Annotated in this window: 15 protein-coding genes; 12 read left to right on the forward strand and 3 right to left on the reverse strand. The window is 26.2% G+C overall.

Annotated features, from left to right (window positions below; genetic code table 11):
* Nucleotides 1–48 precede the first annotated feature (48 nt).
* The 10 genes from ACNI3D_RS04105 (at nt 49) to ACNI3D_RS04150 (ending at nt 7,920) form a co-directional block, all read left to right on the forward strand.
* Nucleotides 49–648 carry an ATP-binding cassette domain-containing protein gene (locus ACNI3D_RS04105; RefSeq protein ID WP_129100098.1) on the forward strand — a complete coding sequence of 200 codons (600 nt, stop codon included), beginning with the start codon at nt 49–51 and terminating at the stop codon, nt 646–648.
* The gene (hemH, locus tag ACNI3D_RS04110) at nt 641–1,570 is read left to right on the forward strand and encodes a ferrochelatase (protein ID WP_419768344.1); all 930 of its coding nucleotides are present in this window, start codon (nt 641–643) and stop codon (nt 1,568–1,570) included. Before ACNI3D_RS04105 ends, hemH begins: the two co-directional genes overlap by 8 nt.
* 9 nt (nt 1,571–1,579) lie before the next feature.
* Nucleotides 1,580–2,125, forward strand: coding sequence for an AmmeMemoRadiSam system protein A (amrA, locus tag ACNI3D_RS04115; RefSeq protein WP_129100100.1), 546 nt, complete (start codon nt 1,580–1,582; stop codon nt 2,123–2,125).
* On the forward strand, nt 2,122–2,919 hold the full coding sequence (gene amrB / locus ACNI3D_RS04120; RefSeq protein ID WP_419768345.1) for an AmmeMemoRadiSam system protein B: 798 nt from the start codon (nt 2,122–2,124) through the stop codon (nt 2,917–2,919). The genes amrA and amrB overlap by 4 nt, the downstream gene beginning before the upstream one ends.
* Nucleotides 2,909–3,613, forward strand: coding sequence for a YdcF family protein (locus ACNI3D_RS04125; protein WP_419768346.1), 705 nt, complete (start codon nt 2,909–2,911; stop codon nt 3,611–3,613). Before amrB ends, ACNI3D_RS04125 begins: the two co-directional genes overlap by 11 nt.
* Nucleotides 3,614–3,654: 41 nt before the next feature.
* Nucleotides 3,655–4,503 carry a CvfB family protein gene (locus tag ACNI3D_RS04130; protein ID WP_419768347.1) on the forward strand — a complete coding sequence of 283 codons (849 nt, stop codon included), beginning with the start codon at nt 3,655–3,657 and terminating at the stop codon, nt 4,501–4,503.
* Nucleotides 4,504–4,591: 88 nt separating this feature from the next.
* Nucleotides 4,592–5,116: a thiol peroxidase Prx-SUH gene (gene prx-suh / locus ACNI3D_RS04135; protein WP_129100104.1), complete on the forward strand. Its 525-nt coding sequence runs from the start codon at nt 4,592–4,594 to the stop codon at nt 5,114–5,116.
* Between the two features lie 60 nt (nt 5,117–5,176).
* On the forward strand, nt 5,177–6,367 hold the full coding sequence (locus tag ACNI3D_RS04140) for an NnrS family protein (protein WP_419768348.1): 1,191 nt from the start codon (nt 5,177–5,179) through the stop codon (nt 6,365–6,367).
* A gap of 69 nt (nt 6,368–6,436) precedes the next feature.
* Nucleotides 6,437–7,378, forward strand: a complete 942-nt coding sequence (msrP, locus tag ACNI3D_RS04145) for a protein-methionine-sulfoxide reductase catalytic subunit MsrP (protein ID WP_419768349.1) — start codon at nt 6,437–6,439, stop codon at nt 7,376–7,378.
* Nucleotides 7,378–7,920, forward strand: coding sequence for a protein-methionine-sulfoxide reductase heme-binding subunit MsrQ (locus tag ACNI3D_RS04150; protein WP_419768350.1), 543 nt, complete (start codon nt 7,378–7,380; stop codon nt 7,918–7,920). Before msrP ends, ACNI3D_RS04150 begins: the two co-directional genes overlap by 1 nt.
* Here ACNI3D_RS04150 and ACNI3D_RS04155 read toward each other — a convergent pair.
* Together ACNI3D_RS04155 and ACNI3D_RS04160 are read right to left on the reverse strand one after the other, a co-directional pair.
* Nucleotides 7,912–9,561, reverse strand: a complete 1,650-nt coding sequence (locus tag ACNI3D_RS04155; RefSeq protein ID WP_419768351.1) for a GMC family oxidoreductase — start codon at nt 9,559–9,561, stop codon at nt 7,912–7,914. The genes ACNI3D_RS04150 and ACNI3D_RS04155 overlap by 9 nt on opposite strands.
* Nucleotides 9,551–10,045 carry a gluconate 2-dehydrogenase subunit 3 family protein gene (locus tag ACNI3D_RS04160; RefSeq protein ID WP_129100109.1) on the reverse strand — a complete coding sequence of 165 codons (495 nt, stop codon included), beginning with the start codon at nt 10,043–10,045 and terminating at the stop codon, nt 9,551–9,553. Before ACNI3D_RS04160 ends, ACNI3D_RS04155 begins: the two co-directional genes overlap by 11 nt.
* A 130-nt stretch (nt 10,046–10,175) precedes the next feature.
* Between ACNI3D_RS04160 and ACNI3D_RS04165 the strand changes: the two genes are divergently transcribed.
* Nucleotides 10,176–12,218 carry an ATP-dependent helicase gene (locus tag ACNI3D_RS04165; protein WP_129100110.1) on the forward strand — a complete coding sequence of 681 codons (2,043 nt, stop codon included), beginning with the start codon at nt 10,176–10,178 and terminating at the stop codon, nt 12,216–12,218.
* A gap of 131 nt (nt 12,219–12,349) precedes the next feature.
* Complete coding sequence (locus tag ACNI3D_RS04170) at nt 12,350–15,067, forward strand: sensor domain-containing diguanylate cyclase (protein ID WP_129100111.1); 2,718 nt, start codon at nt 12,350–12,352, stop codon at nt 15,065–15,067.
* On the opposite strand, the gene ACNI3D_RS04175 is transcribed toward ACNI3D_RS04170, so the two are convergent.
* Nucleotides 15,064–16,164: a GGDEF domain-containing protein gene (locus tag ACNI3D_RS04175; protein ID WP_419768352.1), complete on the reverse strand. Its 1,101-nt coding sequence runs from the start codon at nt 16,162–16,164 to the stop codon at nt 15,064–15,066. The two genes, ACNI3D_RS04170 and ACNI3D_RS04175, sit on opposite strands and share 4 nt — an antisense overlap.
* Nucleotides 16,165–16,231: the final 67 nt, after the last annotated feature.

The following is a 16,231-nucleotide window of genomic DNA, read 5'->3' on the forward strand; positions in this document are numbered from 1 at the left end:
AAAGTCTATTTATAATATAGTTAATAAATTATTAATATTAGGCATAAAATGGATAATAATGAGTTTGTTCTTCAAATAAAAGAGTTAAATTTTGGCTATAAAAAAGACAAATTAATTTATAATAATTTTTCCTTAAATTTAAAAAAATCAGAAGTTAAATCAATAGTTGGTGCTAGTGGAAGTGGTAAAAGTACCCTTTTTGAACTAATTACAAAATCACTAAAGCCTTTAAAAGGGCATATAATCTCATCAAAAATAGCTTCAATTTATCAAGACCCTTACAGTTCATTTCATCCTACATATTCAATACTTGATCAAATAAATGATGTAGTTCCTAATATAAATAAAGAAGAATTAAATTCTTTATTAGAAGAATTAAGTTTAGATTATGACTTGATATTAAATAAACCACATAAATTGAGTGGTGGACAACTTCAAAGATGTTCAATACTTCGTGCTCTTTTGATGAAACCAGAACTTTTGTTAGTTGATGAAGCAACTTCTGCTTTAGATAATATAATTGCCCTTGATGTTATGAAGTTAGTATTGAAATTTTTGCCTAATTATGGAATACTTCTAATAACTCATGATATGCATTTAGCATCTTGGTGTAGTGATGAAATAATAAAATTGGATATTTATGAATGAAAATAAAAAAGCTTTAGTTCTTTTAAATATGGGTGGACCAAGAGATAAAGACGAATTAGAGATGTTTTTACGAAATATGTTTAATGATAAAAATATTATTACTGTAAAAAGTGATATTCTAAGATCTTTTATAGCCAGTATGATAGTTTTAAGTAGAAAAAACTCTGCTTGGAAAAATTATGAAGCTATTGGTGGTTCTTCTCCAATCAATAAATTAACTGAAGAGTTAGTTTCTAAATTAAATAGAACCTTTGAAGATTTTGAAGTATTTCAAGTGATGAGATATACTCCTCCTTTTGCGGCTAAATGTATACATCAACTAAAGCAAAAAAACATAGAAGAAGTTGTACTTCTACCTTTATATCCTCAATACTCAACTACAACTACAAAATCTTCTGTGGAAGACTTTATGGATATTGCAAAGAGTGATTTTAAAATAAAAGTAATAGAACCTTTTTATAAAAATGAAAAATTTAATGATAAAGTTACTGAAGACATAATAAGTAGTGTTGAAGATACTAAATTATACAATTTAATTTTTTCAGCACATGGATTGCCTCAAAAAATAGTAGACGCTGGGGATCCATATGAAAAACAAGTAAATGAGCATGTAAAAATTTTATCTGAAATATTTAAAAATAAAGAAATAGAATTTGAATCAATTTCTTTAGCATATCAATCTAAAGTTGGACCACTGAAATGGTTAACTCCATCTTTAGAAGATAGATTAAAAGAACTAAAAGATAAAAATGTACTTATTTATCCAATTGCTTTTATTGTGGATAATTCTGAAACTATGTTTGAACTTCATATTGAGTATGAAGAGATAGCAAAAGAGTTAGGAATAAACAAGTACAAAGTAGTTAGTTGTGTAAATGATAGTGATGAATTTATTAATGTAATAGAAGAGTTGATAAGATAAGGGGTAATAATGTCTAATTCCATAATTTTAGAAATAGCAAAAGATGCGATTGAAGAAGAACTTTTTGATAAGTCAAAGATTGATAGGGTTGATTTAGAAGCAAGTTTTGATTTTTTGAATGAACAAAGAGCTTGTTTTGTGACACTTTATTATGATGAAAGACTGAGGGGATGTATTGGTTCTTTATTTCCTACTCGAAAACTAATAGATGATATAATAGTAAATGCCCAAAATGCAGCTTTTAGAGACTTTAGATTTCAACCTTTGTCAAAAAAAGAGTTTGATAAGGTAGAAATAGAAGTATCTTTATTAACTATTCCTAAAATTGTAATTTATGATTCAATTGAAGAACTAAAAGAAAAAATTAGACCAAATATCGATGGTGTAATTTTAAAACAAGAACAAAATCAAGCAACTTTTTTACCTCAAGTATGGGAAGAATTACCTACTTTTGATGAGTTTTTTGAAAATCTTAGTTTAAAAGCTGGCTTAGATATTGGTTCACTTACTCACTTCCCTGAAATCTTTACATATCAAGTAGAAAAGGTAAAATGATAAAAAACAAAATGAATTTTTCTGGCACATTTTATCCTGATGATAAAAAAGAGCTTTTAAAATATTTTGAAGTTTTTACTGCAAATGAAGAAAAAATCAAATTAGATATTAATCCAAGAGCTATTATTGTGCCCCATGCAGGATATGTTTATTCTGGAAGTGTTGCAAATGTAGCATATAATTTATCAAAAGATATAAAGTCAAAAAGAGTAATAGTTATTGGTCCTTCCCATCGGTATTTTTTGCAAGGTGCCTCTATCTCGCAGTTTGACTCCTATGAAACACCTTTAGGTGATTTGCTTATTGATAAGGAGTTTGGCTCAAAGTTAATTGATAAATATGATTTTTTGCATTTTGATGAAGATGCTCATATGGAGCACTCAACTGAGACTCAAATACCTTTTGTAAAAAACTATTTTGATGTAAAAGTTTTAGAAATAGTATATGGCAAAATTGATGCTAAAGAATTGTCTTTATTAGTATTAGAACTTTTAAAAGATAAAGATAACTTTTTAGTAATAAGTACGGATTTAAGTCATTATTATATTTTGGATGAAGCAAATATTTTAGATGGAATTTGTATAGATGCTATTAAAAATCAAGATATAGAAAAATTGACTAAGGATTGTGAAGCTTGTGGGAAAGAGGGTGTTAAAGCACTTTTACAAACAGCTAAAGTATCTGATTACAAAGTGAAGTTTTTAGATTATAAAACAAGTTATGAAATAACAAAGGACAAATCAAAAGTTGTAGGTTATGCTTCTTTTTTAGTAGGAGAGAGTATTGCTATTTAATTTGAAAAAATTTGTTTCATTTTTTTTAGAGCCTTTTACTTTTGGATTTTTAGTATTATTATTAGCCTTTATATTTTTACTTTTTAATAGTTATAAAAAAGCAAAGGTGAGTCTGTTTTTAGGTTTAGCTTTTATATTTTTGATTTCAAATTCTTTGTTTTCTAATTTTTTAATATCACCTTTAGAAAATCAATATAAAGATCAAAAAAATATTGATATTTCAAAAGTAGAATATATTTTATTATTAGGTGGAGATTTTGAATCAAGGGCTTATGAAGTACTAAAATTAAGTTTAAAATTAAAAGATGCCAAAATAATAACATCTGGTTACGCTGGTAAAAAATTGATATCTGATGCTTTATATGCAAAAAATGAGTTAATAAGCTTAGGAGTAAATGAAAATAGAATAATTATGCAAGATAAACCTAAAGATACTATTGAAGAGGCTATTTCAATAAAAAAACTTATAAATGATAAACCTTTTATTTTAGTAACCAGTGCTTATCATATGCCAAGGGCAATAAAGATATTTCAAAAACAAGGCTTAAATCCAATAGCAATGTCCACTGACTTTACTGTAAAAAAACAGAAATCAAATAGTTATTTGAGTATAAAAGAATTAAAAAAAGTTACTATGGCCATTCATGAATACATAGGACTTGTATGGTTAACGATAAAAGAGATTTTTAATTAAATAATTTTGGTATAATAAATATAAATTAATAAAGAGACGGAATGACTAAATTAAATGAAAAAATAGAACTTGGAGTAATAAATACTCTAAAAGTAAATAGATTAACAGAACCTGGAATATATTTAGAAGCTTTAGATGAAGAAGTTGTACTATTACCAAATGCGTATATAAGAAGTGATATGGAAATAGGGTCTTTAGTAGATGTATTTATATATACAGATTCAGAAGATAGATTAGTAGCAACTACATTAAAACCATATGCAATGAAGAATGAATATGCTTGCTTAGAAGTTGTAGATACTGCTAGATTTGGAGCTTTTGTTGACATTGGACTTCCAAAAGATTTACTTGTCCCTATAAATAGACAAACTTCAACTTACAATGTTGGAGCTAGAAAAGTTTTAAGAGTAATTGAAGATGAAAAAACACAAAGATTAATTGCAACAGAAAAATTCACTAAATTTTTATCAAAAGATATAATTGGCTTAGAAAAAAATGATGAGGTAATGATTCTTTTATATTCAAAAACACCATTAGGTTATAAAGTAATAGTAAATAATTTATATGAGGGAATGATTTTTCACACAGAGATTTTTGAAAATATCAATGTGGGTGATTTAAAAAAAGCCTATATAAAAAATATAAGAGATGATGGTAAACTTGATTTATCCTTACAAAAAATAGGTCAAAAAAAGTCTGGAGATAATTCCCAAAAAGTTTTAGAAGTTTTAAAAGAAAATAATGGAAAAATGAACTTTACATATAAAAGTGAAGCTGAAGATATTATGAAAGTGTTTGCTATGAGCAAAAAAGCTTTTAAAACAGCACTTACTCAGTTGATATCAAAAGAAAAAATTAAATTAGAAGATAGTTATATACAGGTGAAATAAAAAATTAAATTGGATTTGGAAAATCTAATTAAGATAATTTTTATCCTAATTAAATATAATTACATCAAAAATTTAAAGAAGGATTAATATGGCAACAACAAAATTACAAGGTAATACAATAAATTTGTTAGGTAATGAAGTAAATGTTGGAGATAAAGCTCCAGTTGTTAATGTTGTTGGACAAGATTTAAAAGACATTGAAGTTGGTAATAAAGCACAAATTATAATCATTGTTCCATCACTAGATACTCCTGTGTGTGCAGCAGAAACTAGAAAATTTAATGAAGAAGCTGTAAAAACTGAAGCAGAAGCTATAGTTGTGTCAATGGATTTACCATTTGCAATGGGAAGATTTTGTACAACTGAAGGAATTGAAAACTTAAAAGTTGCATCTGATTTTAGAAACAAAGATTTGGCAAATGCTTATGGTGTATTAATAGGTGATGGTCCATTAGCTGGAATTACATGTAGAGCGGTATTTGTGATCGATGCAAATGGAATTGTAAGATATAAAGAAATTTGTGAAGATATAAGTGATGAACCAAATTATGATGCAGCACTTAATGCTGTAAAAGAAGTAACAGAAACTTCTTGTTGTGGAACTTGTCACTAATCAATGATTTAACTTAAAAAAACTTATACAATCTTTTAATTAATCTTAGGAGATTGTATTATGAAAAACTGGTATAACAAATTTATATCTCAACCCCATCAACCTTTTTTTACAAGTGGTATTCTTTTTTTACTACTTTTTATTTTAACTATTTTTTTAAACTATTCAAATCTTGTTACTATTAAAGTACCTTTATTAGTATTTCATGCATATGCTTTACTTTTTGTAGTATTTATACAACTATTTTTAGGCTTTTTATTTGTTGTATTTCCAAAATTTTTAGTGCAAGCAGACATTAAAAAAGAAGTTTATTCAAAACAAGCAATTTTATATTTTATTGGTTCTTTAATATTTTTTATATCAATATTTACAAGTGAAGTCTTAAATATATTTTCAATATTTTTTCTATTTTGTGTTCAATTGAGTAGTTTCAAGATTTTATACAATATTCATATAAAATCAACTGTAAAAATTAAGAAAGATACTTTATGGGTACTTATATCATTTGCTTGTGGACTTATTGCAAATTTACTATTTATTTTTTCTTTTATTCCTTCAAATTATGCAGAATTTTTGAGACAACTATCTATAAATAGTGGATTTTATCTTTTTATATTTATGTTAATTTTTGCTATTGCACAAAGAATGGTGCCTTTTTTTTCTTCAGCTAAAATTGAAGGATATGTAATAAATAAGTCAAAATATATTTTGGAAACAGTGTTTGTTCTTTTAGTTTTAAAAGTAATTATTTTAACTTTTTTACCAAGTACTTATAATCTAATCAGTGATATTCCTCTTTTTATAATATTTACAAAAGAATTAATAAAATGGAAAATATCACTCAAAAAAGTAAGTTCTATTATGTGGATTTTGTATATTTCTTTATATTGGATTCCAATTGGATTTTTTCTTTCAAGTATTCAATCACTAATAAATATTTTTGATAGTTCAATTGTTTTTGAACAAAGTATTATTCATATATTTGCTTTAGGATATTTTTGTACTATTTTATTAGGATTTGGAACAAGAGTTACTTTAGGACATTCTGGATCTATTCCTACCGCCAATAGATTTACAGTTATTTTATATCTTATTTTTCAAGTAGTTGTATTATTGCGACTATTTGCAGCATATAGTATAAATTTTGATTTTGATTATTTATTTTTTATAAACCTAAGTGCTTTATTATTTTTAATTGTCTTTATTTTATGGTCATCAAAATATATTGTAATACTTCTAAAAGGAAAATAGTAATTTTTTAAACTACACATTTTCTTAACATATTTAAAATAAAATAAAAAATGAAATAAAGGATATGTTATGAAAATAAATGAAAATGAAATAACTCCAAAAGAACTATTTGAAGATAGAAGAAAGTTTTTAAAACTAGGTGCTGCCTCAGTAGTAGCTAGTTCAACTTTGATGGAACTAATGGCAAAAGAGAGTTTACCAACACCAAATTTAACTTATAAAAAAGATATAAATGCTAATAATCTAAAATTAAATAGTTTTGAGCAAATCACTTCTTACAATAATTTTTATGAATTTACAACTTCAAAAAAAGATGTAAAATATATGGCTCATACTTTGAAACCAAATCCTTGGACTATTGAGATTGATGGACTTGTTGAAAAGCCATTTACAATTGACATAAAAGATTTGATTAGTTCAAATTCTTTAGAAGAGAGAATTTATAGATTTAGATGTGTTGAGGGCTGGTCTATGGTTGTTCCATGGATTGGTTTTGAACTTGCTACATTAATAAAAAAATGTAAACCTTTAAGTGATGCAAAATATGTAAGGTTTGAAACTAAATATGACCAAGAGATGTTCCCTGACCAAGAAAGGAGTGTTGTTTTTGCAAATATTAAAAACTATCCTTATGTGGAAGGTCTTAGAATGGATGAAGCTATGAATTCTCTTACTCTTTTAGCTGTGGGACTTTATGGAAAGACTTTAGAAAATCAAAATGGTGCACCATTAAGATTGGTTGTACCTTGGAAATATGGATTTAAATCAATAAAATCAATTGCAAAAATATCGTTTGTAAAAGAACAGCCTTTAAATACTTGGCAAGATATAGCTTCAAATGAGTATGGATTTTATGCAAATGTAAATCCCAAAGTTGATCATCCAAGATGGAGCCAAGCAAGGGAAAGAGTTTTAGGTAAATTTCTAAAACAAGATACTTTGATGTTTAATGGTTATGAAAAAGAAGTTGCTTATATGTATAAAGGAATGGATTTAAGAAAGAACTTTTAATGAAAGTGTTTATTTTTATACTATTAATTTTGCCATCATTTATTTTGGGATATGAAGTCTTTATAGCACAAGATCTTATTGATCCAATAAAATATATCTATACTGTAACAGGTTCAATTGCAATGGTTTTACTCTTTTTTTCAACAACTATTTCACTTATACGAAAAAGAGTAAATCTAATCTCTTATAGGAAAATGATAGGACTCTTTGGATTTTATTATGTATTTTTGCATTTTTTAAATTTTGTAATCTTGGATATGGAAGTTGATTTTACAAAAGTGATAAATGAGACTTTAGAAAAACCATTTATTTATCTAGGAATGATATCTTTTGTTCTTTTAATATTTATGGCTCTTACATCATTTGGAAAGCTTTTTAAACTATATTTTAAATATCATAAAGTCATATATATAGTGTTAATACTTTCTACCATACATTTTGTTATGGCTCAAAAAGCTTTATCTATTCCTCAGATGGGATATTTACTGATTATGATTATAATTGGATTTTTAAAATTAAAACAAAGAGTAAAGTTAAATTAACTTACTCTTTTTAATATAATCAGCCACTCTAAATGAGTTTGCATATATTGTCCAAGTATAAGGAACACTTCCTCCTGTTGGCATAAAACTTCCATCTGTGACAAAAAGGTTTTCTATGTCATGGCTTTGGCAATATTTGTTTAAGACAGATTTTTTTGGGTCATTACCAAATCTACATCCACCAGCTTGTAAGTTAGCAGAGGGAAGTGGTGAAATATCACTTTTAATATCACTAGCTCCCATTTGTTTTAAAACAACTATTGCTTTTTGTGCTAAAAAATTACCAACTTTTACATCTTGTGGATGGGCTCCAATTCTAATTGTTGCAACGGGAACTCCATATTTATCTTTGTATTTTTCATCAATACTTACAAAACAATTATCATTTGGCATCCAGTCTGTAAAAACTTCAAAATTTAGTATTCTTGATTTTGTAAAGTTTTTGTATATCTTATCTTGTAATTCTTCTCCAAATAAAAGATTTCCATTGTCATCAGACTTTAATCTTAGTGCTTTTCGTATAGGATTTGCATGGTCAAATAAGAAATCTATAGTTCCACCTTTAAACTCTTTTGTAAAATACCAATCTTGAAGACCTCTATTCACAAAAAAACCAGTTTCAAATAACTTATCTTTTTTTAATATTTTTGTATCAATGATAGCACTACCTTGTCCACCACCTGTAAAAAGCATATTTTTACCAACTTGTCCAGATGAGTTTGCTAAACCATTTGGAAAATCACTATTTTTTGAGTTTAAAAGAAGTCTTGAACTCTCAACTGCTTGAGTTGCTACAACAAAAAGTTTTGCTTCAACTGTTTTTTCTATCTTTTCTTTTGTGTAATATACAGCTTTTTCGATTTTTTTATTTTTATTTGTAAGAAGTTTAAAGACAAAGGCATTTGGTATTATTGTAATATCTGTATTATTTAAAATAGGTTGTATTAAAGAGGCTCTTGAACTTCCTTTTGCTCCACTTGAACAATTGTACGAACCACAATAGTTCGAATAATAACAGGCATTTCTTTTATCTTTATTTTGTGAGATAATTGCTCGTGGAACTTTATATGATACATAATCTAGTTTTTCACAGGCTTTATCTATTAAATCAACTATTGGGTGTTCTTTTAATCTTGAATATGCATAGTTTTTACTACTTCGGGGCTCCGCATGTTCGTATTTTGTATATTCCCCTGATACTCCAATGACTTTTTCGACCATATCATAATAGGGTTCCAACTCATCATAAGAGATTGGCCAATCAACAACATTGGCACCTTTATATTTGCCAAAAGTTGATTTTAATTTAAAATCTTTTGGCTTAAGTCTATGAAAATATCCACTCATAAAATTTGATGAACCACCTAATATATTCCCATTCCAAAAACTCCAACCAGTTTCATATGTAGGAAATTTATACCATTTGCCATCGATTTTTTCTTCTATTACATGGTATTCATCTTTTAGGTTTGGAGTAAATATATCTCTTCTTGAATAGGCTATTTCATCTTTTGAAAAGTCCTTTTCTGTGTATATATCACCTTTTTCTAAGATTAATACTTTTTTGCCTTCTTTTGCAAGGGTATAAGCTATTGGTCCAGCACCAGCTCCACTTCCTATAATACATACATCATATATCAATTTTTGCTCCATATTTTCTTTTTGGTCTTGGAATTCCAGGCTTATGACTTAATGCCATCCAACCTGATTGAAATTTATTCCCACCATAAATTGGGTCACTTAGCATGGCTTCAATTCCATAATAAACTAAAATATTAATCCATGAGTTTCCATATTCACTTGAATTTGCTTGTTTTATGATTTCTAGTTTTTCTTCTTTTGTTGCTTTAAAGAATTCTGGAAAAGTCTCTTTGAAAACTTGAGCTGCATTTAAAATAAGTTCTAAATCATCTTTATCAAAACTATAGTGGTCGATATTTTGTTTTAGATATGTAACACTACCAAACTCTTTTGCACTAGGCATTTTTGAAGTTTTTGGTAGAAGTATATTTTGTACTTCTAAAATAGTTGTCCAAATTTTATCATCAACATCTTTTGCCATCATGTAACTATTTACAATAATAGGTGTAAGGGAGCTTAGTTTTATAAATGTTCTTCTTTTCATAGTTTTATCTTATATAAATTTTGTAAATCTTTTGTGTAGTAATTATTATATCATAGCTTTAATTTTTACTATTTAATAAAGCACTTTATGATACTATTCGCAAATGACAAATAAAATGAATATATACTAAATGCCTTTATCTAATCTAAACGAAGAACAATTATCAGCTGCTACATGTAAACCAGGCTTTAACCTTATTATTGCAAGTGCAGGGACTGGAAAAACATCTACAATTGTTGGAAGAATTGCTACCTTAATTAATGGTGGAGTTAAACCTTCTGAAATAATACTTTTGACTTTTACAAATAAAGCTGCCCAAGAGATGGTACAAAGGGTTTCTAAATTTTTTGGTAAAGACACAGCTGGTGCTATCATGGCTGGAACTTTTCACAGTGTAAGTTATAAATTAATAAAACAATTACAAGTAAATATTACACTTAAACAACCAAATGAGTTGAAAACACTTTTTAAATCTATTTATGAAAAAAGAGTTTTTTTTGAAAGAGATGATTCAACAAGTCCATATGATGGAGGCTATTTATATGATATTTATTCTTTATATTTAAACTCTAAAAATAATGAAGAGTTTGGGGATTGGATAGTTGAAAAAAATGCTGGACATGAGATTTATACTGCTATTTATGAAGATGTAATCAAAGAGTTTCATACATTAAAAAAAGAGTACGGTTATGCCAATTTTGATGATTTATTAACTATTATGCTTGAACTTCTTGAGACAAATGATTTTGATTTTAAAGAAATTCTTGTAGATGAATATCAAGATACAAATCCTTTACAGGGAAAATTATTAGAAGCTTTTAAACCAAAATCACTTTTTTGTGTAGGTGATTATGACCAAAGTATTTATGCTTTTAATGGCTCTGACATTGGGATTATTTCTACCTTTGCTGATAGGTATGAGGGTGCAAAAGTTTTTACTTTAAGAAAAAACTATCGTTCAACTAGACCAATTTTACAACTTGCAACAAAAGTGATTGAACACAATGAAAGAATTTATGATAAAAATCTTGAAGTAGTAAGACAAGATGCAGAACATTCTCCTAGACTATTAACTTTTAATGAACTTTTTGATCAATATGAGCATATCTCAAAACTAATTTCACAAAGTACCACACCACATATAGATATAGCGATAATATTTAGAAATAATTCAAGTGCAGATGGTATAGAAGCAAACTTAAGAGAATTTTCAATACCAGCAAAAAGAAAAGGCGGAAAGAGTTTTTTTGAAGCTGCTGAGGTAAAATTTGTATTAGATATTATTACTTTACTGAAAAGTCATAATGATATGATGGCAGCTATTCATATTTTGGAGTATGGAAAAGGAATAGGAAAAGCTATAGCAAAAGATATATTTGATGCTTTGATGAAGTTAGGGCATGGAGATTTATTTCAAGGTTTATTTAATCCAGACCCAAATATAAAAAGTCCATATGTATCAACAAAAACAAAGAATATACAGTTAGGGCTTTTTGATGATTTTGCAGAATTAGGTTCTGTTTCTAAATTCAAAGATTGTGGTTTTGATGATAAATTTTTAGGAAATCCAATCTTAAAACATCCAAAACTTTGTGTTGAAGGTGGAGAGTTTTTATTTGAATTTTATTTGATAGTAAAAGATTTAAAAAGAATAAAAAACCCAAGAAGTGCTATTGATCATATTTTCAAATCAAATTTATATGACCATTTAATTGAAATGCTTTCTAACAAAAGAGCTACAAGAAAAGATGGACAAATTGACCCTGCTATGAAACAAACTTCAATTGTAAGAATAAATAGAAAAATAACTTTATTGAAATCTTTATCTTATAATTATAGCGATATAGAAAAATTTATAAATGCCATGGTTTTAGGTGGTAGTGAGATGAGTGAAGGTGATGGTGTAAATTTACTATCTGTTCATGCATCTAAGGGCTTAGAGTTTAAAGAAGTTTATGTAATAGATTTGATGAATGGAAGGTTTCCAAATCAAAAATTAATCGCAAAAGGTGGAAGTATAGAGGAAGAAAGACGGCTGTTTTATGTGGCAGTTACTAGAGCAAAAGATATTTTGTATCTCTCTTATGCAAAGTATGATAAAGTTAAAAAATTAAGTTTTGTGCATTCTCAGTTTTTAAAAGAAGCTGGACTTATAAAAGATGAAAGTGAGTAATTAAAAGCTTCGGTAAATAAATTATTTTTAAGACTAAGTTAATAATTAGTTAATTAATAATAACATATTGAAGATAGAATAGACCTATCTAAATAAAGAGAAATGCTTTTAATTCTTTTGAGGTATACAATATGAAACTCACTCTTTCAAAAATAAATTTCTTAAATATTTTTTCAATAATAGTTATTTTTTCAATTATACTGGGCTTTTTTATTTATGAATTTAATCAAGACTTATATGAAAAAAAAGTGATCTCACTAGAAAAAAGTTATTATTTAAAAAATAAAGCAATAATCAAAAATGAAATACAAAGAGCTATAAGAAGAATAGAAGTAATAAATAATTTGATTTATGAAAAGAATGAATCTATTTTAAAGGAAAAGGTAAATTTTGTCAAAAATTTATTTGATTCTAATGATGACAAAAATTTCGATGTCATTTTGACTAAATATAAAAAAGAACTAAATTTATTAAAATGGGATAATGGAACAGGTTATTTTTATATATTTGATAAAAATGGAAAAATTTTATACCATGGTGGCAATAAAAAATATATAAATACTAATATATTTGAATCAGCTAAAACAAATGATAGTTTATATCAATTTTTAAAAGAGACTTTAGTTTTAGATGAAAACTATGGTTCTTATAAATGGTACAAACCAAATGAAAGTCCAAAGGAAATTTACAAAAAATATGTATATATAAAAAGAGATGAAAAACATGATATTTTTATAGCAGCTGGTGTTTACAAAAAAGAAATAGATAAAAAGATACAAGAATTAGTTTTTAATGATTTTAGAAAAGATAAATTTGGTGATAACAAATATGGCTATTTTTGGATATTAGGATTAGACAAAGTTATGAAAATGCATGCACTTAATCCTGAAATTGAAGGTAGAATAAATGATGATGTACTTTCTACAGATGGAAGAATTCTCAATGACATTAGTATAAAAATGGCTTTAAACGGTGGAGGGTATGTAAATTACAAATGGATAAGGCCAGACACAAAAAAAGAAGATGAAAAATTTTCTTATGTAAAATTAATACCTAATTGGAATTTTATCATTGGTGCAGGATTTTATGTTACAGAACTACAAAATATATTAAAAGAAGAAAAAAAATCTCTAAAAGAGTTATCTGATGAATATTTGATAAAAGTTTTTATTGTTCTTACTATTTTGATTTCTATATCTTTGATGATAGCAAGATATCTTTCTTTAAAAATTCATAATGTTGAAATAGAAAGAGAAGATCAAATGAATATTCTAGAACAATATAAGTTATTGTTAGATAGAAGTGCTGTTGTTTCTAAGACAGATAAAGATGGGATTATTACTTATGTAAATGGTAGCTTTGAAAAAATAAGTGGATTTAATAAGAATGAACTTATAGGAGTGACACATAAACTAATTGCTCACCCAGATACTCCAAGAAGTCAATCTAAAAAATTATGGGATACTATTTTAAAAGGGAAGATTTGGAAAGGTATTCTTAAAAATAAAAGAAAAGATGGTGATAGTTATTATAATAGTATTACTATTATTCCAATAAAAGATTCCCAAGGTAATATTCAAGAGTTTATATCAGCAGGTACAATAGTTACTGAACTAATAGAAAATCGATCAAAACTTAAAAATCTATTTAAAACTGATGCCTTAACAGGTTTAGCAAATAGAGTAAGTTTGATAGACCAAATTTCTAAGCAAAAAAGTGGAACTTTAGCATTAATTAATATTGATAGATTTAAAGAAATAAATGATAGTTATAGTCACATTATTGGTGATGAGGTAATAAAAACATTTGCTGATAGATTATTTAAATATTTTAATGAAAAAGGGTATGAATTATATAGATTGCAATCTGATATTTTTGCACTTACTATAAATAATAAAGATAACATAATTGTTGATATAAAGAATTTTATGAATACATTAGGAAAAGAACCTTATTTATTTGAAAAAAATAAATTCATGCTTACATATACTTGTGGAATAGCATCTAATAGTGAGAATTTATTAACTTATGCAGATATTGCACTAAGCGAAGCTAAAAATAAAAAAGTAAAAATAAAAGAGTATAACCCTTCTATGAAAAATGTTGAAGAGTTTAAAAATAACTTATTGTGGGTAGAAAGACTACACCTTGCAATAAAAGAAAATAGAATCTTTCCCCATTATCAACCTATATATAACTATAAAACTGGGAAAATCGATAAATATGAAGCTTTAATGAGATTAGAATTAGATGGAAAAATCATATATCCAAATGAGTACTTAGATATTGCTAAAAAAACAAAGTTATACTCAGAATTAACATATAAGATGGTGGAAAAGGTAATAAGTAAATTTGCAACTAATAATTATGAATTTTCACTTAATTTATGTATTGAAGATCTGATGAATGAAGAACTGATGATATATGTGTTTGATTATGCAGAACAAAAAGGTGTATTTGATAGGATGGTTTTAGAAATCGTTGAATCAGAAGAGATAGATGATAGTGATTATATAAATAAACTTCTTAGAAAATTTAAAAATGAAGGTGTAAAAATAGCAATAGATGATTTTGGTAGCGGTTATTCAAATTATGACTATTTGATTAAGTTACAAGCTGATTATCTAAAAATTGATGGTTCAATCATAAAATTAATCGAAAATGATAGTAGGACACAAGATGTTGTAAAATCAATTTTTGAGTTTGCTCAAAAGTCTAATATAAAAGTTATTGCAGAGTTTGTAAGTAATGAAAATATAGATAAGATATTAAGAGAAATAGGCATAGATTATGCACAAGGTTTTTATTATGGAAAGCCAGAAGCTAAATTAATTGATGAAATAAATTAAGATATTCTTCCTCTTACTCTATTTTTTCCTTTATTTTTTGCATCATAAAGCATATCATCTGCATTTTTGATTATTTCATCGATTGTATTTGTATTAGTGGAATCACTGACTCCAAAACTAGCCGTAATAAATAGGTCTGAATAAGGTACTCTTATTACTAAGGTTTCAATCATTTTTCTAATGTCTTCTGCAATAGTTATTGCTATATCAATTTTTTCATTGGGAATAGCAATAATAAATTCTTCTCCACCTAGTCTTCCAAATATAGTATCTTCACTTAAATAATTATTTATAGTACCTGCAAATAGTTTTAGAACTTTATCTCCCATTTCATGGCCATATGTATCATTAAATTTCTTAAAGTTATCTATATCTATCATTATTATACTCATAGGTTTATTTGATTTCTTTTGATTTTGGAACATTGAATTTGCATGCAAAAAGAAACTTCTTCTATTTTTTATTTGGGTCAAATAATCTGTATGTGCTAAATCAAAAAGTTTAAGGTTAACTTTTTCCAATTCTTTTAAAGTGTGAGTAATTTGACTTGTTCGTTCATTTACTTTAGTTTCTAAATTATCATTAACTATTAAAATGTGTTTTTGATATGTGCTTGTAATTATAATGGTTAATATTAAAAAGATAATTGATAAAGAAGAAAAAATTTGAATTGAGTTTTTACTTGCGATTATTATATTTTGCTTTGATTTTGTTTTGATGTGTAAGATAAGTTTATTCTTCATATCAAGAAAATGAAAGTCATTAATTAAAAATAAATTCAATTTATAAGTATCTACTTTAATATTTTCTTTATTAATTCTTTTACTGTGTATAGTTGTTTTTATTAAACATTCGTCAAAGTGATTCTCACATATTCTTTTTACTTCTTGATAGTAAGACTTTTCTTTTAAATTTGTTTTTTGAGTAGAAATATTTAATACATAAATAAAGTTTTTTATATCTTTATTATTTTGGGTTTGTTCAATTTCTTTATATATACCCATAGAGTAATTGTAACAAATATAGAGGAATAAAAAAGTAATAATCACCAATGGTAACAAAAATACAATAGTCTTATCATCAAATAATTTTTTCATGTTATCCTTACAATTTAAAAATAATTATTATACTACTTTTGTGTTTAAAAAAACTTTTTTTTGCCAT

This window comes from Arcobacter siniprincipis (SeqCode) (assembly GCF_048571125.1).
In the GTDB taxonomy this organism is placed as follows: domain Bacteria; phylum Campylobacterota; class Campylobacteria; order Campylobacterales; family Arcobacteraceae; genus Arcobacter; species Arcobacter siniprincipis.

Bases quoted from the DNA above. Each gene is read 5' to 3' on its own strand.
- ACNI3D_RS04105 (WP_129100098.1), top strand. From the start codon at position 49: ATGGATAATAATGAGTTTGTTCTTCAAATAAAAGAGTTAAATTTTGGC.
- hemH (WP_419768344.1), top strand. From the start codon at position 641: ATGAATGAAAATAAAAAAGCTTTAGTTCTTTTAAATATGGGTGGACCA.
- amrA (WP_129100100.1), top strand. From the start codon at position 1,580: ATGTCTAATTCCATAATTTTAGAAATAGCAAAAGATGCGATTGAAGAA.
- amrB (WP_419768345.1), top strand. From the start codon at position 2,122: ATGATAAAAAACAAAATGAATTTTTCTGGCACATTTTATCCTGATGAT.
- ACNI3D_RS04130 (WP_419768347.1), top strand. From the start codon at position 3,655: ATGACTAAATTAAATGAAAAAATAGAACTTGGAGTAATAAATACTCTA.
- prx-suh (WP_129100104.1), top strand. From the start codon at position 4,592: ATGGCAACAACAAAATTACAAGGTAATACAATAAATTTGTTAGGTAAT.
- ACNI3D_RS04140 (WP_419768348.1), top strand. From the start codon at position 5,177: ATGAAAAACTGGTATAACAAATTTATATCTCAACCCCATCAACCTTTT.
- msrP (WP_419768349.1), top strand. From the start codon at position 6,437: ATGAAAATAAATGAAAATGAAATAACTCCAAAAGAACTATTTGAAGAT.
- ACNI3D_RS04150 (WP_419768350.1), top strand. From the start codon at position 7,378: ATGAAAGTGTTTATTTTTATACTATTAATTTTGCCATCATTTATTTTG.
- ACNI3D_RS04160 (WP_129100109.1), bottom strand. From the start codon at position 10,045: ATGAAAAGAAGAACATTTATAAAACTAAGCTCCCTTACACCTATTATT.
- ACNI3D_RS04165 (WP_129100110.1), top strand. From the start codon at position 10,176: ATGCCTTTATCTAATCTAAACGAAGAACAATTATCAGCTGCTACATGT.
- ACNI3D_RS04170 (WP_129100111.1), top strand. From the start codon at position 12,350: ATGAAACTCACTCTTTCAAAAATAAATTTCTTAAATATTTTTTCAATA.
- ACNI3D_RS04175 (WP_419768352.1), bottom strand. From the start codon at position 16,164: ATGAAAAAATTATTTGATGATAAGACTATTGTATTTTTGTTACCATTG.